Raw genomic sequence first — 24,710 nt, forward strand, 5'->3', positions numbered from 1 at the left:
ATTAACTAATGAGTTAAGTCGTACTGATTTTGTTTTTCGATAAGGCGAGGGATCTGCTGCAGTGATAGCAGATGGGCGTAGATAAGCGGTAGTAATCCATTATCTTTTAGTGATAAAAATTCATCATTACTCAGCTGGTTTAAAGTCTGTTCATCAACGACATAGACACCATCAATATTGATAGGTTGCTCACTTTGCGCAAGCTTTATTGTTAGCTGCTTTACGCTAAATAACCCTTTTGCGGCGAGCAACTGACAGATATTGTTTGTTTGTTCATTAAAGGCGGCTATTTCGAGCAATGCTTGAGTACGCTTTTTTAGGTATTCACTTTGCTCTTTGTCGTCGTTAAATACCCGCTGAGCACTGTCATCAGACTCGGTAACTAAAGGGCTGCTAGTATCAATACAGACGAGAACATTATCACTGTCTTGGTTGGGTTTGACTAAAGACAGTGGTGCATTATTAAAACCACGAGGTTTAACTGCTGCGGGCCAGTTACTATTTTGGCAGTACAGATTGAGGCTATCTTTAATCCCCATCATAGCGACGGGAATAAATTGGCCTGTTTCGCTATTTTTTACAAATACTAGCGGAAACTCTATCGCCAAATGATGAAGCTCATGAAAAACCACTGGTATCAGGTTTTGATCGGCAAAACGGCTGTAATCTTGTGACTCGCTAATGAGCAAGTTAAGGTGATGGTCAGAATTAAGAGGGACGATATTATTGTTCATTCTACTGAGTCCTTTGGTACAGCCATTTAGACTGTGGCATAAATAGCTGTGAGTACAGCTTCGTAAATACAGCTTCAATAAATACAGCTTTGTATATACTGGCTCGATAAATACAGCTTCAATAAATATAGCTTTGTAAATACAGGCTCGATAAATACAGCTTTGTAAATACAGGCTCTATAAATACAGCTTCAATAAATACAGCTTTGTAAATATTGCGTCGTTAAATATTATTTAGCCTAAAGTAGGGCAACACTCATGTGTGTTACTTGTTAACGATAGGTATACTAATAAGTGACAGCGCTGTCAATAATTGACCTTAAACAGCTAAGCAATTTGTTGTCTTCGAGTGATACTGGCAATAGAGGAATGAAATGGGGTTAACGTTACTCGCATTGAGTGCTTTTTAATCCTCAGGGGGGAGATCGCTTTAACCGGGGGGATTTCTTAACTACATGTTTAAAAGAAGCTTTATTAGATATTTTTAATTGCTAACAGTGATTCAGGGCTCAAGTGTCAAATAAATGTAGTTGTTTTGTACACTTTTGTGTATATTTAAATGACAGCGTTGTCATCTGCTTGTGTGACAGGTTGTTTGTAAGGTCTACATGAAGAGGATGAGGTCTCCTACTTCATGTTTTGGCAAACATGATGTTTGTTACTCCTATATAGTCTCTCCCCAGAAACTAGTATGGGCCGAGTGCTTTATGAGTACTCGGCCATTTTTTTATCTGGCACAATGGAAGAGACGCGTAGGTTGGTATAGGGGTTCGCTTACTTCTAAAGGGGAGGAAGTGGCGAGACTAAATCCAAATAAATCCAAATAAATCAAAATAAATTAAATTATTTCACCTTTGATATAAGAATATTGATAACGAGGAAAGTAATGAAAATTAACGTGGTAGTCGCCGCAATAGCATTGGCACTAGCGGCAAGTGCTTGCTCTAACCCAAATGAAGCCCCAGCAAGTTCAAAGGCATCCAGCCCGCAAACTTTCAATCAAGGTGTTTTGACGCAATCAATTCTTAATAACATTGCCGATACCCTCGATGTTCAATATACCGTTGTAACCAATGTTCCCGATGATAACTGTGATAAAAACGTTAGTGATGGACGATGCTTCTTAGCCGAAATTGCGCTCACTTCCCAAATGGATATCAGCAATAAAGACTGGTCTATCTATTTCTCTCAGATGCGTCCGATTCAAAGCATCGTTGGCGATGAGTTTGATATTACGCGAGTGCAAGGCGATCTACACAAGATAACACCCGCTGCAGGCTTTAAAGGGCTTACACTCGGCGAAACTAAAACCATCCAGTTTAGAGGCGAGCTGTGGCAACTTTCTGAAATTGATGCCATGCCAAATTACTATATCGTTGCTGAAGGCCTTGAACCCGTCATTATTCGTAGTACACAAGTCACGGTTGATCCTGAAACAGGCATGGAGGTGCGTCCCTATGTCAGTGCCTTTAGTAATAGCGAAACCCAATATAAACGCCGTGAAATCGACAAGCTAGAATGGGCTACAACAGGAGTGTTGTATCGCAATAACTTAGCTATGCCTAATAACGTGGCCTTGGCTGAAAACAGTATTTTACCAACACCCGTTAAGGTTGAAATTAAAGCCGCGAGTCAGCCTGTTTCGCTGCAATCTGGGTTAAATGTCGAGCTCAATGACGTCAGCTTAGCTGCGGTTGATGCTGCGCTACAAAGATTAGCGCGAATTGGTGTGAGTCAAAGTGATAAAGGGCTCAAGACCGTGCTATTGCCATTAACCTCAGCAGCGACTACAGGACAATATCGTTTGGATATTTCTCCTGAGATGATCAGTATTTCTGCCGCCGATGACGCGGGCTTCTCATATGGTCTTGCCTCATTGGCATCTCTTGTCGATGCCAATACGTTAGAGGTTAACCCAATGCTGGTGGAAGACTCACCACGTTACGATTTTCGCGGCATGCATATCGATGTCTCGCGTAACTTCCATAGCAAACAGTTGATTTTAGACCTGCTAGATCAAATGGCAGCATACAAGCTTAACAAGCTGCACCTGCACATGGCCGATGATGAAGGTTGGCGTTTAGAGATTGCAGATCTTCCTGAGCTAACAGAGGTTGGCAGTAAGCGTTGTCATGATCTCAATGAAGATAGCTGTTTATTGCCTCAGCTGGGCAGCGGCCCCTTTAGCGATGCTAAAGTGAATGGCTACTATAGCAAAGCCGATTACATTGAAATTCTAAAATACGCTAACGCAAGACAAATCCAAGTGATCCCATCGATGGATATGCCGGGTCACTCACGCGCAGCGATTAAGTCAATGGAAGCAAGGTATCGCACTTTGATGGCTGCAGATAAAGCCGAAGCTGCAAAACAATATCTATTGTCCGACAGCGAAGATAAAACGGTTTATTCATCAATACAGTACTACAACGACAACACCTTGAATGTGTGTATGGAATCGACCTTTACCTTTATTAATAAAGTCATTGATGAAATCGCTGCTATGCACAAACAAGCGGGTGTGCCGCTTAACCTTTATCACATAGGTGCCGATGAAACGGCAGGTGCTTGGTTAGCGTCTCCAGCATGTAAGGCCTTTATTGCTAACAATGATAAAGGCGTAACTAGCATGGAAGAGCTCGGTGCTTACTTTATCGAAAGAACGGCTAAGTTACTTGCTGACAAAGGTATAGAGGCTGCCGGCTGGAGTGATGGTATGAGCCATACACGCCCTGAAAACATGCCCAAACAAGTCCAATCAAATATTTGGGACGTAGTCGCTCATGGCGGTCATCAACGCGCTCACACCCAGGCTAATCTTGGTTGGCAGGCTGTGTTAGGTCAGCCTGAAGTCTTATATTTTGACTTCCCGTATGAGGCCGACCCTAAAGAGCACGGCTATTACTGGGCGAGTCGTAATACCAACTCACAGAAAATACATAGCTTTATGCCGGGTAACTTGCCAGCCAATGCAGAGCAATGGACTGACATCGAAAACTTGCCTTTTGAAGCCGATGATACGCTTAAAAAAGATGAGGCGGGTAACATCATTAGCGGACCATTAAAAGCCTCAATGCAATTTACGGGTATTCAAGGTCAGCTATGGAGCGAAACCGTGCGCAGTGATGATGTTGCTGAATACATGATGTTTCCTCGAGTAATGATGCTCGCTGAGCGTGCATGGCATAAGCCACAGTGGGAAGTACCTTATCAATACCAAGGCGCGGTTTATAATCAACAAAGTGGCTTCTTTACTAAAGAGATGCGTCAAGCTCAGGCTGATGATTGGCACCGTGTGGCAAACACCTTAGGTGCTAAAGAACTTCTTAAGCTAGATAAAGCAGATATCGCCTATCGAGTTCCTACAGCTGGTGCTGTCATCAAAGATGGAAAATTGTTTGCCAATGTGATTTTTCCAGGTCTTAGTATTGAATATCGTGATGCAACAGGACAATGGCAGGCATATTCAGATGGTGTAGCAGTTACCGCGCCAGTTGAGGTGCGTGTTATTGCAGCTGACGGTAAGCGTAAAGGGCGCGCTCTAATTGTTAGGTAACAATTACTTAACAGGTGTGTTGGTTGTAAATGTAAGTATTAACTAAGCTTGAACGTAGCAGTGCTAAGGCGTTGCTGCGTTTTTTTGGTTTTTGTGAGCAAGTTTAAAAAACAAATGACAACGCTGTCATTGTTGTTGTAACATGAGGTTAACTTGGTGGGCTTTATTCGCAATTCGCGTATATAAAACCTAGATCCATTCTGCACTAAAAGAATGAGAACAATAAAGAGGTCTGTCATGGGCATGAGCCAGACGAAAGAAGAGTCCCTATACATAGGAATCGACGGTGGTGGTAGTAAGTGCCGTGCAACAATTTACACTCGTGACTATCGAGTTCTCGGTACGGGTGTCGCAGGGCGCGCCAATCCCCTTCATGGTTTAGCTCAAACATTTCAATCCATTGAAGAGTCTAGCCAACTGGCATTGGCTGATGCGGGTCTGACTCCCGCCGATAGCAAGCGTTTAATCGCAGGCCTTGGATTAGCCGGAGTGAATGTGCCTAGGCTGTATCAAGATATCGCCACTTGGCAGCATCCGTTTGCCAGTATGTATTTGACTACCGACTTACACACAGCCTGTATTGGTGCACATCAAGGCCTAGATGGCGCGGTTATTATCACAGGTACAGGCTCTTGTGGTTACGCTCGCGTAGCAGATAAAGAGCTGTTTTTAGGCGGCCACGGCTTTGCCTTAGGTGATAAGGGAAGTGGCGCTTGGCTGGGGCTTAAGGCGAGTGAAAGCGCGTTATTAGATTTAGATGGCTTTGGTGAGAAAACCTTATTAAGTCAGCGACTCTATGAATACTTTGAGGTTAATAGTGCATTAGGCATTGTTGAAAACCTCGCTGGGCAGTCATCAAGTACCTACGCCAAGCTTGCTAGAATCGTGTTTGAATGTGCGGCGCAAAATGATGGCGTCGCTCTGGACATAGTGCGTGAAGGCGCAGGCTATATAAGCGAACTAGCTAGAAAGTTATTTGAGTTAAATCCGCCTCGATTTTCTATGATTGGTGGATTAGCTGAACCATTAGCAGCTTGGTTAGACGAAGATGTATTAGGTAGACTTTCACCCACACTGCAGCCGCCAGAGTGGGGCGCAGCCTTTTATGCTCAGCAGCAAGATGCGAAGGCTTAAGCGCGGGCATGTATAGCAGATAGAAAACAATTCAATGGCGCCATATTTGAGTAAGCGAGAATAAAATGAAGCAGACGATAATTGCAGATCGCGTGTTTGACGGAACTCGATTCCATACTGACTTGCCTATCACGTTTGAAGACGGCCATATATTGGCGTTTGATACGGTGCAGGGGGCCAGCGAGTCACGCGTAAGCGGCCTTATTGCACCAGGCTTTATTGACGTACAAGTTAATGGCGGTGGTGGGGTGTTATTTAATGCCTCTCCGAGCTTACGAGGCATTGAAGCCATTGGCCAAGCTCATGCTAAATTTGGCACTACGGCTTTTCTACCGACGTTAATTACCGATGATGTCAGTGTTATGCGTCAAGCTGCTGATGCCGTTGCAGAGGCGATAACGATAAACAGTGCAGGAGTTGTAGGTGTTCACTTTGAAGGGCCCCATTTAAGTGTGCCTAAAAAAGGTGTGCACCCACAGCCTCATATTAGACGCATTTCAGATGCGGAACTTGAGGTTTTTAGTCGTCAAGATTTAGGCATCAAAGTCGTTACTCTCGCACCTGAAAATGTGAGTCCTGAAGTCATAGAGGCCTTAGTTAAAGCTGATGTAAGAGTGTGTCTAGGCCACTCTAATGCAGATTACGAGACGGTGAAAAGAGCACTAAAAGCTGGCGCTTCAGGTTTTACTCATCTATTTAATGCCATGTCTGCACTAGATTCAAGAAATCCTGGCATGGTTGGTGCTGCGCTTGAGAGCCAGGATGCCTGGTGTGGCTTGATTGTTGATGGTCACCATGTTCACCCAGCTTCGGCAAGAGTCGCAATCAATGCCAAGCCTAAAGGTAAGGTGATGTTAGTGACTGATGCAATGCCGCCAGTCGGCTTGGAGGAGGAGGTCAGCTTTGAGCTCTTTGGTACTCAGGTGCTGCGTGTTGGCGACAGGCTCAACGCTGTAACGGGTGAGCTTGCGGGCTGCGTGCTCGATATGGCTGGTGCAGTGGCTAATACTATCAATATGTTGGGTGTTGAGCCTGCAGAAGCACTGCGAATGGCATCGCTATACCCAGCTGAATTTTTAGGTATTAGTGACAAGATGGGAACACTTAAGCTTGGCGGCCGAGCCGATATGGTGCTGGTTGATAATAACTATGGTGCCGTGCAAACCTTCATTGCTGGTGAGCGAGTTTTTAAGCGTTAGGCTGTCTAGATACTCTTATCTGGATTCTCAGGTCTAGGTGCTGCTGTCTAGATGAGCTATGTTATCGAGCTTATGTAGAGCCTAAGTGTTAGACATTCGTCTGTTAAGTGCTCTTTTATTAAGGTTTTTTCTATTAAAGACTTTGTTGCTAAGGGCTTTGCTACTAAGGGCTCTGTAGCAAAGAGCCTTGCATTCAAGACCTCAGTACCCAAGGATTAAGTACTCACGGATTAAGTACTCAAGGATTAAGTACTCAAGGATTAAGTACTCAAGGATTAAGTACTCAAGGATTATGTACTCAAGGATTATGTATCCAAGGGCTCAATCACTAAGCATTTTAGAGCTCTGTATTTAGGAGCTCAGCACTTAAGCACTCAAGTACTCAGCACTCAAGTACTCAGTATCTAAGAATTTACAGTTAACAACGAAGCTGTCAATCAAAGCCTCAGTAGTGAATACTAACTTGAAAAACAAAGGCTTTGATTTATACCCATTATAAAAAGTCGTAGAAAGGGTCGTTACCATGACAATAATAACAAATAACCCCCAATCAAATGAAAAGCCCAGAGTAAAGCTTAGGCTCAAGTCTTTAGATGCATTACGTGGCTTTGATATGTTCTGGATCTTAGGTGGCGAAGCTATTTTTGCTGCTTTGTTGGTGATGACCGGTTGGGCTGGCTTTAAGTGGTTTGACGCGCAAATGCATCATAGTGCTTGGAACGGCTTTACCTTCTACGACTTAATTTTCCCGTTATTTATTTTCCTGTCAGGTGTCGCATTAGGCTTGTCACCAAAACGCCTTGATAAGTTGCCAATACCTCAACGTTTTCCTTTATATAAACATGCGGTAAAACGACTGCTGTTATTACTGTTTTTTGGCGTGATTTATAACCATGGCTGGGGTACAGGGGCACCATTTTCTGCTGGCGACGTTCGCTATGCCAGTGTGTTAGGCAGAATCGCGTTTGCTTGGTTTTTTTGTGCTTTACTGGTTTGGCACACTAGCTTGCGGACACAAATTATCACCGCGATTACAGTGCTAATTGGTTATGCTTTACTACAAGCCTTTCCCGTTATATCCCTTGATGACACAGGTCCATTTACTGTGACGGGCTCAATTAATGCGGCAGTTGATAGTTTGTTTTTACCTGGAGTGACTTATCAAAATGCGGCGGTTGATCCAGAAGGTATACTCTCGACGATCCCTGCTGTAGTTAATGGCTTAATAGGAGTGTTTGTGGGGCACTTTATCGTCAAGCCCCATGCTCAAGGTGACTGGTATAAAGTGGCTATATTAATGGCATCGGGTATCGCGTTCGTTGGGGGAGGCTGGTTGTTATCTCCTCTCATTCCTGTGAACAAAACCCTATGGACCAGCAGTTTTACCTTAGTGACATCGGGTTGGAGCATACTGCTCTTGGCACTGTTTTACGCCATCATTGATGTCATTAAAGTGCAGAAATGGGCCTTTTTATTTACGGTCATTGGCTGCAACTCAATTGTGATTTATATTGCTTCGAGTATCGTAAATTGGAACTACACCGCAAGCAGCTTATTTGGTGGCGTGATTTTAAGTTTGCCTGAGAATGCGCAGGCATTAGCAAGCGTTATAGGCTTATTATTGGTGCAGTGGTTGGTACTTTACTGGATGTATAAGCGCGAGATTTTCATCAAGGTTTAAGTTGTTAGCCTTAAACTTACTCTTAAGTTAAATCTAAAGCTTGGGCTTTATACTGCCTGGGAGTAAGCGGGGAGGCAACTTTAACTAAGTTAAATAGGTTGTTTAAGTAAAAATGACAGCGTTGTCTTTTTTGCAATAATGCTTTAACATCGATGAAACATTGGGCTTTGAATTAGCACTACGTTAAAAAGCTAAGCACAGAATATAAGCAGATGACAGTCTGCAAAAGCTAAGTGGTATCAATGAAGGATGGGGTAGCAGTTTAATCTGGTATCATAAAATCAATTACTATAAGAAGCAGGTTTAATACATGACAGCAACGACTCAGGCTCAAGTTAGCCCCAAGAGCAGCTTACTGCCTATGACCATTATAGGTGTGCTCTTTTTCATCTTCGGATTTGTGACTTGGCTTAATGGCTCACTGATCCCCTTCCTAAAAATCATTTGTGAGCTTAATGAATTCCAAGCGTTATTTGTTACGTTTGCGTTCTATATAGCTTATACGGTGATGGCGCTACCAATGTCATCGATACTTAAGAAGACGGGTTATAAAAATGGTATGGCGATAGGCCTAGCTATTATGGTTGTTGGCTCATTACTCTTTATTCCCGCTGCCCAGAGTGCCAACTTTATCCTATTCCTAGGAGCGTTATTTGTATTGGGTACGGGATTGACCATTTTGCAAACCGCATCTAACCCTTATGTTGTGCATATTGGCCCTAAAGAAAGCGCCGCAATGCGTATTAGTATTATGGGTTTGATTAACAAAGGTGCTGGTGTCATCGTACCTATCTTATTTACTGCATTGGTATTATCAGGTTTTGAAAATTTTACTGCCGATCACTTAGCGGCATTGAGCGAGGCCGACCGTTTAGCGCAGATCAATGAGCTATCATCAAGACTGGTGATGCCTTATATTTATATGGCTATAGCACTGACGTTCTTAATTGGTTTAGTTAAGTTTTCATCGCTGCCAGAGCTAGAGTTTGAAGTGGCTGATGATCATCAAGAAAAGGGTGGTATTACTCACTTTCCACAAGTGGTACTAGGCGCAGTTGCTTTGTTTGCTTATGTTGGTGTCGAGGTTATTGCTGGTGACACAATTGGTTTGTACGGTGAGAGTTTAGGGGTAAATAACTTTGCTTCACTGACGTCTTACACCATGGTGTTTATGGTGTTTGGCTACATTATTGGTGTGACTTGTATTCCTAAGTTTATTAGTCAAGAAAAGGCACTACTTGGCTCAGCTCTAGCGGGGATTGCCTGTATTATTGGTGCTGCGTTAGGTTCTCGTGAAAGCACAATGATTGCTGATATTCTTTGGGGCTGGAGCGGTATTCCGGTGATCCCTGATACGGTGACATTTGTCGCTATGATGGGTTTAGCTCATGCACTTGTATGGCCATCAATCTGGCCGTTAGCACTAGAAGGTTTAGGTAAGTACACGGCTCAAGGTTCAGCTCTATTAATCATGGGGATCTCAGGTGGTGCAATCTTACCTTTGGTATTTGGTAAAGTGGCCTACTTTGCAGGCAATACACAGGTTGCGTATTGGGTTGGCTTACCTTGTTATCTGTTTATCTTATTCTACGCCTTAAAAGGCCATAAGATGCGCAGCTGGTAATCAGCTTAGTCACTCTGTCATGCCTCTTTAATGTTGAGGTTTGATCCATAAAGGAGCCTAAGGGCTCCTTTTTGTTTTTTTAAGGGCAAAGCATGGCAAAGGTGGGAAAAGCGTTCAGGAACAACATAACGCTTATACAAAGTGCTAGAGTGCTATAGGAGACGCATGGGAGGTTAGGCGTCTATCTCGTTAGATTTTTCTTTAGTATTAAGAACTTTAAATGATGAGCAATTACAGATACAAAAAAGCCACTCTATTGAGTGGCTTTTTTGTTTTTATGGTGCCGGCACCAAGAGTCGAACTCGGGACCTACTGATTACAAGTCAGTTGCTCTACCAACTGAGCTATGCCGGCTTATTTGTTTAACCAGTCAATTAACGATTGTTAAGTCACTCATTAAAAAATGTTGGTGCCCGAACCCGGAATCGAACCAGGGACACGAGGATTTTCAATCCTCTGCTCTACCGACTGAGCTATTCGGGCAACTAATCGCTACTAATGTAGGCGTTAGATTTGCTACTTCAAACAAACCATTTAAAGCCTGTCTCGTTTGGAGTGCGCGTATAATATAGTGATGTTTTATAAGGTGCAAGTGCTTTTTTGTTTTGTGGCGACGAATCGCAATCTAAAGCTGTCTAAAGTAAGTTATTTACCACTGTCATTGCTCAAGTACTGCTCAAGATAGTGCGCTTAGACACAGATTAAGACAGTTAATGATGACGATTTTATTGCGTGGGTTAGCTATTGCTAACAGGTGGCTTTTGAAAATAACCACTGACTGAAGGCTCATTATACCAATCAGTATAAGAAGTTGATCTACTCAGAGTGTTTCTTGGCAAACTCTTTCAAGGCGAATGGATGACATAATAGTTGTTTCCTTCTGAGCCTATTCAATGCAGAAGGAGGCCGCAAAAACGCTCCTTACAGGCCAGTTTTAGCGGCTCTGATACTGTGTAACGAGCTTAAACGTAAAATGACTATGCTCTTCACTCGTTGCAAACCACATGGTCTTGTATGTTCCCGACATACATAAGGCATTTCCTCTATCCGTTAAGGTTTGCTGCTGGAAATATCATAAATGCAAGCTTGTATGAATACGCGACTATATGAAAACAAGGCTATATGAATACAAGGCTATATGAATACAAGGCTATATGGATATAGGAGGCTGAGTAACGCAGGCGCAGTTACCGAAGAGCCATGAATGGCCTTGCCTCTGCAGCGCTAAGCTCTGGCTGAGGAAGCAAATCTTTATACTGACTTTGATTACCTGTTAAAGGGGGAGCAGCACCAGTAGTGTTTTAAACGTTAACCGCATGTCGACTAAGAATACATTGTTAAATTACAGACACAAAAAAGCCACTCGAAGGAGTGGCTTTTTTGTTTTTATGGTGCCGGCACCAAGAGTCGAACTCGGGACCTACTGATTACAAGTCAGTTGCTCTACCAACTGAGCTATGCCGGCTTATTTGTTTAACCAGTCAATTAACGATTGTTAAGTCACTCATTAAAAAATGTTGGTGCCCGAACCCGGAATCGAACCAGGGACACGAGGATTTTCAATCCTCTGCTCTACCGACTGAGCTATTCGGGCAACTAATCGCTACTAAATGTAAGCGTTAGATTTGCTACTGCAAACTTGATGGCGTTAAAGCCAGTCCCGTTTGGAGTGCGCGTATAATATAGCGATGTTTTTGAAGGTGCAAGTACCTAAGTGTGCAACTGCGCAACAAATAAGCTCTCCCCGAGGTTTGCGCTTGTTTTTAAGGCTGCTTGAGCTTTATTTGCGCAGTGGCGCCATTTGCTTCGCCACTATGAGCTGTAAGCTTTCACAGCAAAGGGGTAAGTCAGGTAAATATGTTTGCTGGCAAAGCAAGATACTATGAACGCTAGGTGCTATGAAAACTAGATACTATGAAAGTTAGATACTATGAAAGTTAGATACTATGAAAGTTAGATACTATGAAAGTTAGGTGCTATGAACGCTAGATACTATGAACGCTAGGTGCTATGAAAAATAACCGAATCATGATGCTTGCGATTTAAACAGTAAGCAAAGCCGTCAGTTTCAGTCGTAAGTTCATTAGTAAGCTAAGCAGAATTTAGCAAAAGGCGTTAGCAAAAGTAAGCTATAGCTAAAAAGGGTAGGTTGCAGTCATTCGAAGTCGATTGAATCGGGCTGCGTCACATTGGGTTTGGCTAAATCAGGTTTCATCATATTAATTGTGATAGTTAAGTATGCATGAGTTACAGTGGCTACCTGACATAAATTATTCAGTCAGGTGAGCAATCTCTGGTGTGATCGAAAGATAATTTATTGAGTGATGTAGCTTAGGTATAGATTGGGTATAGCTTTGGGAATATGCTTGCTGATTTTAGATACAAAAAAGCCACTCTATTGAGTGGCTTTTTTGTTTTTATGGTGCCGGCACCAAGAGTCGAACTCGGGACCTACTGATTACAAGTCAGTTGCTCTACCAACTGAGCTATGCCGGCTTATTTGTTTAACCAGTCAATTAACGATTGTTAAGTCACTCATTAAAAAATGTTGGTGCCCGAACCCGGAATCGAACCAGGGACACGAGGATTTTCAATCCTCTGCTCTACCGACTGAGCTATTCGGGCAACTAGCGATACATAAATGTAAACGTTAGATTTGCTACTGCAAACTAGATGGCGTTAAGGCCTGTCCCGTTTGGAGTGCGCGTATCTTATAGCGGGATATAAAATCCTGCAAGGGCTTTTTTACTCATTAATGATTGTTCGGCTAGTTTGTGTGCAGCTTGATAAATCAGAACAATCAACTGAGCCGATGCGCTCATCAATTGATTAACCGTTGCGCTATTAATAAAGCGTTAACGAAAACAGCAATAGTAATACCGCGATGTTTGAGCTGCTCTATTCAACCATGAGCAGTTTGCTTAGCTATCGAGCAAAACCTTTCTAAAAAATAGAATTTAACCGCCTAAATTTGCTGGTTTTATGTTTAAAAATAGTTTGTATGATGGGTTCATTAACTAGGTGCTGGGAAAATTATGTTTCGCAATACAGATAACTCTTACGGCTTGGTGGCCATTTTGATCCATTGGTTATCAGCCATTGCTGTGATTGGACTGTTTGCCGTCGGCTTTTGGATGGTCGATTTAACCTATTACAGCAGTTGGTACCAAACTGCCCCCCACCTGCATAAGAGTATTGGGTTGTTATTGCTGCTACTGACTTTAATTAGACTCGTTTGGCGTTATTTTTCGGTTAAACCGGCCGAGTTGACGACCCATAAGCCTTGGGAAAAACGTGCAGCTCACTTAGCGCACAATGCACTTTATCTATTAATGCTGCTGATTATGCTCAGTGGTTATCTCATTTCGACGGCGGATGGCAGAGGTATTTGGATATTTGATTGGTTAGAGGTGCCAAGTTTTGGTGAGTTGATAAGCAAACAAGCCGATATCGCTGGGGCTATTCATCAATATTTAGCTTATGGGCTAATTGCTCTGGTGGTTATTCATGCTATAGGCGCATTCAAACATCACTATATTGATAAAGACAAAACCCTAAGCAGAATGATTAAGCCATTGCCATAGGGCCTTAAAGTTACGCCGCTATGACAGCAAAGATTAACCCGCTCAAACGATTTAGCTCATTTAATCGAGCGCACGATAAACAAGGATAGAATATGAACAGCCAATTTTTAGCTCTAGCATTAACAGCATCAGTAACCACTTCTACGAGTATGGTAAGTACCGCGCAAGCCGCAGACTATGTGATAGATACAGAGGGCGCGCATGCCTCTATCGAATTTAAAGTAAGCCATTTAGGTTATAGCTTTGTGGTAGGCCGTTTTAATCAATTTGCAGGTGATTTTAGCTTCGATATCAACAATATTGCAGATTCTACAGTCAATGTGACTATTAAGACAGCCAGCGTCGATTCTAATCATGCTGAGCGAGATAAGCATTTACGTAGTGGCGACTTCTTAAATACCGGCAAATTTCCGCAGGCAAGCTTTGTATCAACATCAGCAGTAGACAAGGGCGACGGCAATTTTGTTATTAATGGTGACTTTACTTTTAATGGTGTCACAAAGCCGTTAGCCATAGATGCCAAAATAATAGGTGAGGGCAGTGACCCATGGGGCGGCTATCGTTCAGGTTTTGTTGGCAGCACTGAATTTGCCTTAAAAGACTATGACGTTAAAGTCGATTTAGGGCCAGCATCAGCTAATGTGGTTTTAGATTTAGTGGTAGAAGGAATTCGTAAGTAATTTCAAGTCACCAAAAAGTGCTTTAAATAGATAAAACAAAACGCCGCTTAAATTAATTTAAGCGGCGTTTTTGATGACATTACATTGTGGCGCAGACTAAAGCTGCGACCAGCTCGAACTAATGCTAAACAGTCAGTTACTCGTCGTCTTTTTGCGGCACGTAGCCTTCAATTTCGACATCTTTACCTTCAAACAAAAAGTTTACCATCTGCTCTTCTAAGAACTTACGGTCATCAACATTCATCATGTTCAGTTTCTTTTCGTTGATCAGCATGGTTTGTTTTGACTGCCAAAGTGCCCAAGCTTCTTTACTGACATTGTCGAAAATACGCTTGCCCAAGTCACCTGGGTAAAGCTGAAAACCTAGGCCTTCTGCTTCTTTGTTTAAGTACACGCAGTTTACTGTGCGAGCCATGATTACTCCTTAATTAATACAGAACCTAAGTCAGCCAGAATTCGCTCAGTAGCGGCGGCTAAACCAACTTTAGGTGGATGAGATAAGTTATACCAGAGCGCGGAACTTTGTTCCATGATCTGGTTATTGCTAATACCACTTACTCGGACCAACACCGGCTGGATATCGAGGTGAAAGTGGCTAAAAGTGTGTCTAAAACCGACTAACTCTTGTTGCGAGGTCATTTTTAGTTGCTTGTCTTTAATATAAGCGTCGAGTTCGGCGCGCTCTGCAAATTGAGGAAAGCACCAGAGACCGCCCCAAATACCCACGGGTGGTCGTTTCTCAAGATGCACTTGATGCTCATCTTCTATGACTAATAGCCAAGCAAACTTTTCTGGAATGGATTTATTTGGTTTTTTACCTGGATATTCGGTCTGCCGGCCACTTAACTGGGCTTTACAGTCCATGGCTACAGGGCATTGGGCGCAGTTAGGCTTGGATCGCGTACAGACAGTTGCACCAATATCCATCATGGCCTGATTATATTTTTGAATATCTTTAGCTGGGGTTAACATTTCGGTTAATTGCCAAAGTTGATGCTCGACAGGTTTTTTACCTGGCCAGCCTTCGATTGCACCATGGCGAGCTAAAACACGCTTCACATTACCGTCGAGAATAGCAAAGTTGAGTCCTAAAGATAGCGAAAGCACTGCACCTGCCGTTGAACGACCAATACCAGGTAATGCCAAAACATCATCAAAGTGAGTTGGAAACTCGCCATTAAAATCAGACTGCATTATTTGTGCGGCTTTATGTAGGTTTCTGGCGCGCGCGTAATAACCAAGTCCAGTCCAGTGATGCAACACTTCGTCCTGCTCGGCACAGGCTAGGCTATCAATATCTGGAAATCGTGCGATAAACTTTTCGAAATAGGGGATAACCGTAGCAACTTGCGTTTGCTGGAGCATGATCTCTGAAATCCATACTTTATATGGGGTTTTATTGAGTTGCCAAGGAAGTTGTTTACGACCAAAGTTGTCGTACCATTCGATAATTCTTGTTGAAAAAAGCGCGGTAGTTTTCATCGGCGCAGTGTAACTTTAGCCTAGGGTTTAAACAAGCAAAGCACAGGGCTTTTTATGGCAAAGTGGCTGGAGTTGTAAGCAAAATATGGCTTATTTAGCTGTAAAGCAAAGGCACTGCTCGCACAAACTGAGATTATTGGTATAATTTCGCCACAATAAGGCTTGCACTGAAGGTTGAACTTTGGATAATGCCTTTCTTTTTTAAATTATGCTGTCTTAAGCGAGGGCGAAAATGAGCGACGTAACAACCGCTGAATTCAATGAAGAAGGTAAATACCTTCGCAAAGTGAGAAGCTTTGTATTGAGAGAGGGCCGTTTAACTAAAGGCCAAGCTCAAGCAATGGAGCAGCAATGGCCAATCATGGGCCTAGATTACACTCCAGAATCGATTGATTTAGTCGAAGTATTTGGTCGTGAAGCAGATACCGTTCTAGAGATCGGCTTTGGCATGGGCGCGTCATTGGTAGAAATGGCTAAGGCGGCTCCTGAGCTTAACTTTATCGGTATCGAAGTGCATAAACCCGGCGTCGGTGCATGCTTGGCAGAAGCTGCTGAAGCGGGCGTGACTAACTTACGTGTTTATCACCATGATGCAATTGAAGTACTTGAAAATAGCATTGCTGAAGGCAGTCTGGCTTGTGTGCAATTGTTCTTCCCAGATCCTTGGCATAAAACTCGTCATCATAAGCGCCGTATCGTTCAAGCACCATTTGCTGAATTGATCCGCAAGAAACTTAAGGTTGGCGGTGTATTCCATCTGGCAACAGATTGGGAAAACTACAGCGAACATATGCTAGAAGTGATGAATGCCGCGCCTGGTTATAAAAACCAATCTGCGACAGGTGATGTTGTTGAACGTCCAGAACATCGTCCATTGACTAAATTCGAAGCGCGTGGCCACCGTTTAGGTCATGGGGTTTGGGATCTTATGTTTGAGCGTGTTTAAGCGCTAAACCGAATTTATATACTGTAAATAAGCTATCTAGGAGAACAACCATGGCAGCAAACCGTAGCCGTCGCTTACGTAAGAAATTACGCGTTGATGAGTTCCAAGAGTTTGGATTTGACGTTAACTGGATTTTTAATGAGTCAGTAACAGAAGAGCAAATTGATGCAATCGTTGATCAGTTTATCGATGAAGTGATTGAACCTAACGACCTAGGTTATCACGGCGGTGGACACAAAGAGTGGGAAGGTATTATTGCCACTCAAGGTATCGGCAAGTGTACAGAAGAGCACCGAGCTGCAGTTAAAGCATTCTTTGACGCTCAACCTGTATCTGATCTCGAAATTGGCGAGCTTTACGATATTTGGTGGGGCTAATGCCTGAATTGGCATTACTTGAAGAGATCCTAGAAAAAGTACGACCTCTTCTAGGACAGGGTAAAGTGGCTGACTATATTCCAGCCCTTGCCCAAGTTGATGCTAATAAGTTAGGTATTGCAGTGACGACCTCTGACGGTGTCACTATAGGGGCTGGAGATTATCTCGAGCCCTTTTCAATTCAGAGTATTTCTAAGGTATTTAGTCTTACCTTGGCGCTAATGCTGTATGAAGAAGATGAGATTTGGTCGAGAGTCGGTAAAGAACCCTCAGGCCATTCTTTTAACTCTTTAGTTCAAGTTGAATTGGAAAAAGGCTTACCGCGAAATCCATTTATCAATGCTGGTGCGCTGGTTATTGCCGATCTTTTGCAAAGTCGTTTAGGTGCGCCTAAGCACCGTATGCTTGAGATTGTTCGTGGTTTAAGTGAAAACAATAGAGTGGGATACGATAAAATCGTTGCCGCATCTGAATATCAACACAGCGCAAGAAACGCCGCGATAGCTTACTTGATGAAATCATTCGGTAATTTTAATAACGACGTTGATACTGTGTTGCACAGCTACTTTCACTATTGCTCACTTCGCATGAGCTGCGCAGATCTTTCCCGTGCTATGTTTTACTTAGCTAACTCAGGTAAAAGCCTTGCTGGTAAACAGTTAATTAGTCCTGTACAGAATCGGCAGTTAAATGCGTTATTAGCCACATCCGGCCTTTATGACGGTGCGGGTGAGTTCGCTTATCGCGTCGGTATGCCGGGTAAGAGCGGTGTCGGCGGTGGCATTATCGCGGTGATCCCTGGTGACATGTCTGTATGTGTTTGGTCTCCGGAGCTTGATGCCAATGGCAACTCTTTAGCGGGCACGGCAGTGTTAGAAGCCTTGAGTCAGACTTTAGGCCGTTCGATTTTTTAGTTTTACTCAGTCAATTGTCTACAGCCAGTCACTATAGTCAGTTTCTACAATTAGTTCCTACATCAGTATCAACATCAGCTGTTTTTGATATTTGGCCAATTGTTAGCTTAATTGGCCAAATATATTATTTAGCAGCGTGTATCACCTCTATACAACTCAAGTGATAACCTTTAAAAACATGGTGTTAGCTTGTTTGGCATGGTCTATGCTTTATTTACATCAAGATTGAAAATAATATCATACAGACTATAGCGATAAAGGATTGATGCGATGAAAAAACTACTTACCTCTGTTGGGATCTCAGCCGTGTTGCTATCAGCAACGAGTCTACAAACCGTTGCCGCTCATAGCGACCAGTCAATGAATAAAGAGTGCGAAGTCGCGCTTAATTATGACGTCACGGTAGAGCCTAAGAAACTGATTGTCAGTGAGGTTGGTGATGAAAAGTATCGCATCGAAATGGATGAGCTATTTGTTAATGGCAAGCAAGTGTCACTTAATAAACAGCAGCAAGCATTAGTGAGTCAGTATTCACAAGAGGTTTCTTCGCAAGTACCTGAGGTGATTGAACTGGTTAATGATGCGGTTGGAATGGCTTCTTCTGCAGTGAGTCTTGCGTTAACCCCACTGTTAGGTGATAGCGCAGGTGCTAAGATTGACGAAATGATGTCAGGTCTTGAGCAACGAATCGAAAGCGTAGCGTACCAACATGGCGATACGTTTTACCTTGGCTCGACAGAGTCATCACTAGAAGATGCCTTTGGAGAGGAGTTTGAGCAAGAGATGGAAGAGTTAGTGCAGAACTCACTCGGCAGCATGATGATGACTTTAGGCGCACAAATGATGTCGGGCGACGGTGATAGCTTTGAACAGAAGATGGACTCTTTTTCTCAAAAGATGGAAACCATTGGTGATGATATCGAGATGCAGATGGAGCAGCAAGCCGCTGATCTAGAAGCCCGTGGCGAAAAGCTATGCGAAAGATTTAAAACCTTAGTGGTACTGGAGCAACAGTTGCGTGACGAGATCCCAGAACTTGCTAGCTATCCTTTAGTTGAATCCTCTAATACCACTATGCTTGAGTAAACATTACTTCACTGGACTCGTTACTAAGATATACGCTTGGTAAAACAATGAAGTAAAGCTGTTGCCTTGATTGATTTGCAACCTCCCCTGCATCCCCCCTTTATGCAGGGGTTTTTACATTTAAAGCCTCACTAGACTTTTGTACTACCGATCCCCTTTGTACCTAGCCCAAACTACATATTTGATGAGTTATGGGGATTTTTTGGTATACTTCTAAAAATAAAAACAAAAACCAACTATTGGTTACATAATACAAACTCTACTCTAGCGTACATATATTCACTTAAGATATTGTTTTTAATAGAAAACAGCATGTCTTAGCGATGGAAGTACTATTACTGTCGTAAACACCTTAAGGCGATTTACATGTTAGAACTTTTAGAACCAATCGCAATTTTTACCCATGTGGCTCGAGCGGGCAGTTTTAGCTCTGCGGCGAGAAAGTTAGGCATATCAAAGTCTAAAGTAAGTACCCAAGTGGCCGATCTGGAGCATAAGCTTGGTGTTCAATTGATTCAACGTACCACAAGAAGCTTGAGTTTAACTGAGGCGGGCCATCTATTGTATGCCCAAGGAGAAGAGTTATTAAGAGATGCCGACCAAGCTGTTGCTAGCGTTCATAATCTTAATGATGCTACCCGAGGCGTATTGAAAGTGGGTATTTCTCAGTCATTCGGTACCATGCACATCATCCCTGCTTTGCCAGAGTTTATGGCTAAGCATCCAGAGCTCGAACTTCAAGTTAGCTTACTTGACCATAAAGTCGACGTGGTTAGTGAAGGTTTAGACCTACTACTTACGATGTCAGAGCAATTGCCACTTGGGATGGTTGCAAGACCACTGATGAAATGTCAGTTCTTGTTAGCCGCGTCGCCATCATATGTAGAGAAGCATGGTGTACCTAGCCGCCCAGAGCAGTTAGTAGACCATAACTGCTTGGTATATCAAGGTGAATGGCATGAGCACAGTATCTGGCAATTTAAGCAAGGTGATGATTACTGTGAGATTGGCGTAACAGGTAATTTCAGAGTCGATAATGCCCCAGCATTAAAGTCGGCGGCGGTAAGCGGACTCGGTGTGGTTTATCTAGCAAGCTATCTGCTTGAAGATGAGCTGGAAAAGGGGACTCTGGTGCCAATTCTTGAAGACTGGCAGTTGACTCATCATTTGCCATTACAAGCGGTTTACCCAAGACGTAAACACTTAGCACCAAAGGTCAGTGCCTTTATTGATTTTATAAAAGATCATATCGGTACACCGCCATATTGGGATGCGCCTTTAAAAGAATTGTATGCAAAACGTAAGTAAAATGGAGAAACATTGTTTTATATTTTGAACGGTGTGAAATCTTGCTAATGTAGTGAGTTCTTAAGTGCTTTTTATTCAATCACTTAATCCCTGCTGTACATTGTTTAGTCAAGCTGAATTTAGCCTTGGCTAAACAACTTAAAATCATTTCAGTTGAAGTTTGTTCTCGTTTTAATACAATTGCTGGCAGTTGATTCAAAAGTTCTGAGTCCTATAGTGTAATCGAGAATGACCCCTCTCTATTGTGCTATACAGAGCAGCTAAAAGCATTTTGCATCAATGCTGACAGACGGTTTAAGAACTAAAACAATGTCAGCCTTAAAACCATCACCTAGTTTGGTTTACCCCGGTTATTTATAGCCGGGGTATTTTTCTTTTTGGGCTGTACCAAAGCTTAAATACCTTCCCTTGTTCTGCATTTGAAACAGTTTGAAGTTCGTTCTATATCAAGGTCTTTCACTTTTGAATCATTTCAGTCTGGTGAATAATGAAAGTCGTGAGCAGTCTGCTTACTGGGCTGGCAGGTGAACCGCGCTACTGTTTATAACCGAGGAGATGAGTTTAGCGAGCCTTATCATCATCGGCATCTGCTGGTGGCCTGGGTATAGAAGCCATTGTTAGCCGAATTTGCTTGCAGGGTTAATGACCAAGCATATTTCGGCCTCGAGTTTAGTTACGGCCCAGATTGGTATAAAGCGCTTGATACTTGAAGTGAAACTATCTTAAGCTACAGATAATATTGGAAAATATTATCTTCTCTTAGCTTTATCGTTCGATGCTTTGTAGAGCCATTTATTTCATGAGACATGTATTACATTGAATAAATTTATTAAGTCACTTTTTTCGCGTTCTGCTGATCTTGGAACTGCATCTGAAACCGTAGCTGAAACTATCTCTGCAGAAAAGATTTCAGCAACAATTACTTCGGAAACAACTACCTCAGCAGAAAAGATTTCAGCAACTACGACCTCAGAAACAAGTGCTGAGCATGAATACTCTTTTCAGCACCATAGGTTGTACTACGATGGATTGATTCAGCTACAAATCGTTAAACGCAGTGGTTTCAATATTGAGCTATTGAGTCAGTTTGAATTGGTTGGTAGTGATAACTGCGAACTGCTTTTGGTTGAGTGGCTTGATGATGAGCGCTTTATTGCGGTGGATTCAATAGGCCGAATTTATAGTGCTTGTTTCAGCTCTGGTGCCCGCTCTGATATCAGCAATGGCATAAGCTCCGACATGAGTTTAAATACATCCTCAGCTTCTAGCTCTCAAAGCCGCAAGCCAAGCAAGCTGAGTTTAGTTGCGCTAACATCGCTAGAGTTGTACCCAACAAATGATGCCTGCTGTAACAATGGCAAGCTTTGGCTCGTTGGCGCCAAGCAGGGTGGGCGACGCAGCGCCCGGTCAATGTACTGTATCGATATAGGCGCAGCCTTAAATAGGCAGGCAAGCGCGGCTGCAGAGAATTACAGCCATACAAAAGTTGGCTCTTTTGAGCTCCTCTGTACCGATATCAGTTGTTATGAAATGCCATTTAGGTTTGTTAACGGCAGTATGGTGTATTTGGCTGATAATGAGTTTGTGTTTTATCAGCGTGAAAAGCGCAGAATGCATCAACTGGTGAGCTTTAGCCCTCTTAGTTCTGAGATGAAAGTTCATCCACTTGAAGGCAAGCCCGCACCGACGGAAATTTCTGTTCGTAATACTTTTTTCATGGATAACCAACGCGGTATTGCGCTGCTTGCCAATGCTGAGACGGTTAGCATGACTGTATCAACTGATACTGACGCTTCTGAATCGATTGCCGAGGCTCTTAATCAAGCTGAAGTGATTGCTCAGGCTGAAGCTTTTGATCAGGCTGAAGCTCCAGGCTTTGATTTTGTATTACAGCTAATCGATTTTAAGCAGAAAAAGGCACTGTGGAGCCGCAGTGTTAGGACACTTAATCCATCACAAATTTGTGCCAGTTATCAAGCTGAAGAGCTTGTGGCGTCATTAACTGCGATTGCCGCTGGCGATAGCAGCTCAAGTCACCATGATGAGCTGCAAACCTTTGTAGAGTGTCTAACCTCGGCCACTGTTGCTGCTGATGGCAACAGCATTTGGCTTGGCTGGCAAGATGGCGTGGTGCAGCAGCTATCGTTAACGGGTGAATGTATATTCCCTATGAAGCAACTGATGCAACGAAATAGTGGTGGCATTCTTCGCTCTTTGCAGGTGTTTGGGCTCGAACCCGTTGTGATTAAATCTCAAATTGATGACCAATTATTGGTGGCGGTTGGTGACGAGGAGGATGGGCGTATTTGGCTGATGGATCTCGCTGATAAAAAACAGGGTTCTTCAGCGAGTCTTGTTTCAGCGGTATGTCGGCAAAAAGGGGTCATATTAGATATACCTGCAGGGCTGACTGAAGTGCCGACTCAGAGTGGGCAAGTCGATATTTTTTATCAAGATTTAAATGATACGTCAGCAAAGCTGGCAACGCTTGAAACACTGAACGCTTTAATGCCGAAGCTACAGCTGCATTACCACGCCAGTTATGAGCTGATGAATAAAAATGCCCCCAACTTGGATGCAAAGCTAGAGCTAAGTAATGAGCAGAATAAAGTTTTAAATAAAACGCCAAACCAAGCTCTAAAACAAGAGCAAGCTCAAGATAAGCCGTTATCACTATTCTTTGGCTTTGTTACTCAACAAGTCAACGGGTGTACCGTCCAAAGTGAGTACGATCTGTTTGCTTCAGCAGGTTACGATGAAAAGGGCGCAGACTTATTAGCAAGTATCATCAAGCAGTTTGCCAGCTGGGACTGTGCCGCTCATCTGTCAGGTCTTAAAGGGGCGCCGGTAATGGCCGATGCAGTGTTAGCTCTAGCTGACAAAAAAGAGTATTTAGATATTCTTGCTGAGTACTTTAACGCCATTGGTGCTAATGAGCCTATACATCCCTTTCATGTACACAGGACGATGGTTGTGATCCGTGAGCAACACGCTGACTCTCCTGAATTAGCAGCCTTTATGGCGAAGGTGCATTGGCCTTGGAATGATGTCAGTTTTAGCGTGCCTAATGTCGGAGCTTACGACTAAATGTGATGGCCTAGAACCTAGAATCTAGGCCTTATTTCCTGGCGCCTAGAACCCAGAACCCAGAACCTAGAACCTAGGACTGAACATTTTCATGATGTTTTTCAGAGCTTGCCCTTCTTAGAAACGACATGGTTTGATGTGGTTGGGTTCTTCATAATATGGCCACCTTTAAATCCCTTTATTGTGCCAGTCGCTGCGATAATCCAGGCACAAATTAAGCCGGCAAATAAAATAACTGCAGCCCACTCAAACGCAGGTAGCCTAGTATGTAAAGCTAATTGTGTGGTTCCGGTAACGCAAGTACCAACAGGGAAAGTAAATGCCCACCAAGTGAGCGCAAAGGGCATTTTTCTGCGCAGAGCGCGCAGTGTTAGTAAGCTTGCTAATATCGACCAGAAAAAAGCAAATCCCCAGATAGGCACCCCATAAAGAATTGCCATAGTATTCATGCCTGTAGAAATCGGCTCATCGACCACAAATAGCGCCGCGCTACCCAGTGCTCCAGCCGCAGTAACAGATTGCCCGAGAGGCCCTAAGACAATCCAAAGGGTCGGAACGCGCGCGCTGCCTGATGTGCCTGAGTAAGCTAAGCGGCTCCAGATCATGGTGATAATGATTAGTGCACTAAGTAAGCTAATGCCAAACATGGCGTAGCAGGCATAAAGCAGCGTTTGTTGTAGGGCAATATTTTCAGAATGGGGGATTAACATGGCGCCAATAGCAGCAGAGACCATAGGCGGTACAACGGGCATCAACCAACCACCAAAAGCGGCGTCTTCCCGGACCTGATGATGGGTAAAAAGACGAAATGGAATAACAACGGCGGTCAGCAGCCCAAGTAGTGTTCCTACTATCCACAGGCTCCAGGCTAGCGTCATTGCGGTCTCTACGGCCATAACTTGTGAGCCGTACAACAGCGCGCCTCCTGCTATAGTCATCATCGCCATGGGAGGTGCACCAAAAAATTGCGACATCACCGGGTCGTTAAATTGTCGTTTGATAATGTGGGGCTTGGTAATGGTCTGAACTATTTTCAGTAATAGCATAGCAACTAACATCAAGGATGCGAGTAACCAGATAATCAGCCCTATGTCGTTTAAGTGCCCGCCAAACATAGGTAGCCCGATTGCGGCGTTAGCGATGATGCCTGTGCCCATAACAGAGGCAAACCAGTTTGGACCTATCTCTGTGCTTAGCTCAACTTGCGTATTTTCAGACATATATTCCCTTAACCGCAGCATGTTTACATTTATCTTATTAAAACTAATTTGTTTGAGGTGATAAGTACAATTTTGAATCGAATTTACTGTTTACATAA

The 24,710-nt window shown here is 43.2% G+C and carries 17 protein-coding genes and 6 tRNA genes; 13 read left to right on the forward strand and 10 right to left on the reverse strand.

Translation table 11 applies throughout. From position 1 onward, the window contains the following. Positions 1-5: 5 nt before the first annotated feature. Complete coding sequence (locus ACVBIK_RS00640) at positions 6-734, reverse strand: SapC family protein (RefSeq protein ID WP_447168841.1); 729 nt, start codon at positions 732-734, stop codon at positions 6-8. A gap of 886 nt (positions 735-1,620) precedes the next feature. Between ACVBIK_RS00640 and ACVBIK_RS00645 the strand changes: the two genes are divergently transcribed. The 5 genes from ACVBIK_RS00645 to ACVBIK_RS00665 all read left to right on the forward strand — a co-directional run bounded on the left by ACVBIK_RS00645 (position 1,621) and on the right by ACVBIK_RS00665 (position 9,928). After that, the gene (locus ACVBIK_RS00645; RefSeq protein WP_447168842.1) at positions 1,621-4,290 is read left to right on the forward strand and encodes a family 20 glycosylhydrolase; all 2,670 of its coding nucleotides are present in this window, start codon (positions 1,621-1,623) and stop codon (positions 4,288-4,290) included. A 237-nt stretch (positions 4,291-4,527) separates the two neighbouring features. Next, positions 4,528-5,424 (forward strand): N-acetylglucosamine kinase, encoded by an 897-nt coding sequence (nagK, locus tag ACVBIK_RS00650; protein WP_447160475.1) that lies wholly within the window; start codon positions 4,528-4,530, stop codon positions 5,422-5,424. Positions 5,425-5,489: 65 nt separating this feature from the next. After that, complete coding sequence (gene nagA / locus ACVBIK_RS00655) at positions 5,490-6,623, forward strand: N-acetylglucosamine-6-phosphate deacetylase (protein WP_447168843.1); 1,134 nt, start codon at positions 5,490-5,492, stop codon at positions 6,621-6,623. Between the two features lie 523 nt (positions 6,624-7,146). After that, entirely contained in the window at positions 7,147-8,304 is a 1,158-nt protein-coding gene (gene nagX / locus ACVBIK_RS00660) for a transmembrane glucosamine N-acetyltransferase NagX (RefSeq protein WP_447160477.1), read from the forward strand. 310 nt (positions 8,305-8,614) lie between these two features. After that, positions 8,615-9,928 carry a sugar MFS transporter gene (locus ACVBIK_RS00665; protein WP_447160478.1) on the forward strand — a complete coding sequence of 438 codons (1,314 nt, stop codon included), beginning with the start codon at positions 8,615-8,617 and terminating at the stop codon, positions 9,926-9,928. Positions 9,929-10,206: 278 nt separating this feature from the next. On the opposite strand, the gene ACVBIK_RS00670 is transcribed toward ACVBIK_RS00665, so the two are convergent. The 6 genes from ACVBIK_RS00670 to ACVBIK_RS00695 all read right to left on the reverse strand — a co-directional run bounded on the left by ACVBIK_RS00670 (position 10,207) and on the right by ACVBIK_RS00695 (position 12,553). Continuing rightward, positions 10,207-10,282, reverse strand: a tRNA-Thr gene (locus ACVBIK_RS00670). A 53-nt stretch (positions 10,283-10,335) separates the two neighbouring features. Next, positions 10,336-10,411 (reverse strand) — tRNA-Phe (locus ACVBIK_RS00675). Between the two features lie 906 nt (positions 10,412-11,317). Further along, positions 11,318-11,393, reverse strand: a tRNA-Thr gene (locus ACVBIK_RS00680). 53 nt (positions 11,394-11,446) lie between these two features. Further along, positions 11,447-11,522 (reverse strand) — tRNA-Phe (locus tag ACVBIK_RS00685). Between the two features lie 826 nt (positions 11,523-12,348). Continuing rightward, positions 12,349-12,424: transfer RNA gene (locus tag ACVBIK_RS00690), tRNA-Thr, on the reverse strand. Positions 12,425-12,477: 53 nt separating this feature from the next. Continuing rightward, positions 12,478-12,553: transfer RNA gene (locus ACVBIK_RS00695), tRNA-Phe, on the reverse strand. Between the two features lie 410 nt (positions 12,554-12,963). On the opposite strand from ACVBIK_RS00695, the gene ACVBIK_RS00700 reads away from it, so the two are divergent. Together ACVBIK_RS00700 and ACVBIK_RS00705 are read left to right on the forward strand one after the other, a co-directional pair. Next, positions 12,964-13,512 carry a cytochrome b gene (locus tag ACVBIK_RS00700; RefSeq protein ID WP_447160479.1) on the forward strand — a complete coding sequence of 183 codons (549 nt, stop codon included), beginning with the start codon at positions 12,964-12,966 and terminating at the stop codon, positions 13,510-13,512. 92 nt (positions 13,513-13,604) lie between these two features. Beyond that, positions 13,605-14,192 carry a YceI family protein gene (locus tag ACVBIK_RS00705; protein WP_447168844.1) on the forward strand — a complete coding sequence of 196 codons (588 nt, stop codon included), beginning with the start codon at positions 13,605-13,607 and terminating at the stop codon, positions 14,190-14,192. Between the two features lie 136 nt (positions 14,193-14,328). Here the strand turns inward: ACVBIK_RS00705 and ACVBIK_RS00710 are convergent, their stop codons facing one another. Then, positions 14,329-14,607 carry an oxidative damage protection protein gene (locus ACVBIK_RS00710; protein WP_012276265.1) on the reverse strand — a complete coding sequence of 93 codons (279 nt, stop codon included), beginning with the start codon at positions 14,605-14,607 and terminating at the stop codon, positions 14,329-14,331. A 2-nt stretch (positions 14,608-14,609) separates the two neighbouring features. Further along, entirely contained in the window at positions 14,610-15,674 is a 1,065-nt protein-coding gene (gene mutY, locus ACVBIK_RS00715) for an A/G-specific adenine glycosylase (protein WP_447168845.1), read from the reverse strand. Between the two features lie 232 nt (positions 15,675-15,906). On the opposite strand from mutY, the gene trmB reads away from it, so the two are divergent. The 6 genes from trmB (at position 15,907) to ACVBIK_RS00745 (ending at position 23,392) form a co-directional block, all read left to right on the forward strand. Next, the gene (gene trmB / locus ACVBIK_RS00720) at positions 15,907-16,620 is read left to right on the forward strand and encodes a tRNA (guanosine(46)-N7)-methyltransferase TrmB (protein ID WP_447168846.1); all 714 of its coding nucleotides are present in this window, start codon (positions 15,907-15,909) and stop codon (positions 16,618-16,620) included. A gap of 50 nt (positions 16,621-16,670) precedes the next feature. Further along, positions 16,671-16,997, forward strand: a complete 327-nt coding sequence (locus ACVBIK_RS00725) for a YggL family protein (RefSeq protein WP_447160483.1) — start codon at positions 16,671-16,673, stop codon at positions 16,995-16,997. After that, positions 16,997-17,911 carry a glutaminase B gene (gene glsB, locus ACVBIK_RS00730; RefSeq protein WP_447160484.1) on the forward strand — a complete coding sequence of 305 codons (915 nt, stop codon included), beginning with the start codon at positions 16,997-16,999 and terminating at the stop codon, positions 17,909-17,911. The genes ACVBIK_RS00725 and glsB overlap by 1 nt, the downstream gene beginning before the upstream one ends. Positions 17,912-18,181: 270 nt before the next feature. Beyond that, positions 18,182-18,997: a YggN family protein gene (locus tag ACVBIK_RS00735; protein ID WP_447160485.1), complete on the forward strand. Its 816-nt coding sequence runs from the start codon at positions 18,182-18,184 to the stop codon at positions 18,995-18,997. Between the two features lie 366 nt (positions 18,998-19,363). After that, on the forward strand, positions 19,364-20,305 hold the full coding sequence (locus tag ACVBIK_RS00740) for a LysR family transcriptional regulator (protein ID WP_447160486.1): 942 nt from the start codon (positions 19,364-19,366) through the stop codon (positions 20,303-20,305). Between the two features lie 816 nt (positions 20,306-21,121). Continuing rightward, a complete protein-coding gene (locus ACVBIK_RS00745) occupies positions 21,122-23,392 on the forward strand; it encodes a hypothetical protein (RefSeq protein WP_447168847.1) in 2,271 nt (756 codons plus the stop codon). 101 nt (positions 23,393-23,493) lie between these two features. Here the strand turns inward: ACVBIK_RS00745 and ACVBIK_RS00750 are convergent, their stop codons facing one another. Next, positions 23,494-24,612 carry a TDT family transporter gene (locus tag ACVBIK_RS00750; protein WP_447160488.1) on the reverse strand — a complete coding sequence of 373 codons (1,119 nt, stop codon included), beginning with the start codon at positions 24,610-24,612 and terminating at the stop codon, positions 23,494-23,496. Positions 24,613-24,710 lie beyond the last annotated feature (98 nt).

The organism is Shewanella sp. 125m-1, from assembly GCF_052977065.1.

Excerpts from the sequence above, each read along its gene's own strand:
- ACVBIK_RS00725 (WP_447160483.1), top strand. The coding sequence starts at position 16,671 with ATGGCAGCAAACCGTAGCCGTCGCTTACGTAAGAAATTACGCGTTGAT.
- ACVBIK_RS00705 (WP_447168844.1), top strand. The coding sequence starts at position 13,605 with ATGAACAGCCAATTTTTAGCTCTAGCATTAACAGCATCAGTAACCACT.
- ACVBIK_RS00700 (WP_447160479.1), top strand. The coding sequence starts at position 12,964 with ATGTTTCGCAATACAGATAACTCTTACGGCTTGGTGGCCATTTTGATC.
- trmB (WP_447168846.1), top strand. The coding sequence starts at position 15,907 with ATGAGCGACGTAACAACCGCTGAATTCAATGAAGAAGGTAAATACCTT.
- nagK (WP_447160475.1), top strand. The coding sequence starts at position 4,528 with ATGGGCATGAGCCAGACGAAAGAAGAGTCCCTATACATAGGAATCGAC.
- ACVBIK_RS00740 (WP_447160486.1), top strand. The coding sequence starts at position 19,364 with ATGTTAGAACTTTTAGAACCAATCGCAATTTTTACCCATGTGGCTCGA.
- ACVBIK_RS00665 (WP_447160478.1), top strand. The coding sequence starts at position 8,615 with ATGACAGCAACGACTCAGGCTCAAGTTAGCCCCAAGAGCAGCTTACTG.
- nagX (WP_447160477.1), top strand. The coding sequence starts at position 7,147 with ATGACAATAATAACAAATAACCCCCAATCAAATGAAAAGCCCAGAGTA.
- ACVBIK_RS00645 (WP_447168842.1), top strand. The coding sequence starts at position 1,621 with ATGAAAATTAACGTGGTAGTCGCCGCAATAGCATTGGCACTAGCGGCA.
- ACVBIK_RS00735 (WP_447160485.1), top strand. The coding sequence starts at position 18,182 with ATGAAAAAACTACTTACCTCTGTTGGGATCTCAGCCGTGTTGCTATCA.
- ACVBIK_RS00750 (WP_447160488.1), bottom strand. The coding sequence starts at position 24,612 with ATGTCTGAAAATACGCAAGTTGAGCTAAGCACAGAGATAGGTCCAAAC.
- glsB (WP_447160484.1), top strand. The coding sequence starts at position 16,997 with ATGCCTGAATTGGCATTACTTGAAGAGATCCTAGAAAAAGTACGACCT.
- nagA (WP_447168843.1), top strand. The coding sequence starts at position 5,490 with ATGAAGCAGACGATAATTGCAGATCGCGTGTTTGACGGAACTCGATTC.
- ACVBIK_RS00640 (WP_447168841.1), bottom strand. The coding sequence starts at position 734 with ATGAACAATAATATCGTCCCTCTTAATTCTGACCATCACCTTAACTTG.
- mutY (WP_447168845.1), bottom strand. The coding sequence starts at position 15,674 with ATGAAAACTACCGCGCTTTTTTCAACAAGAATTATCGAATGGTACGAC.
- ACVBIK_RS00710 (WP_012276265.1), bottom strand. The coding sequence starts at position 14,607 with ATGGCTCGCACAGTAAACTGCGTGTACTTAAACAAAGAAGCAGAAGGC.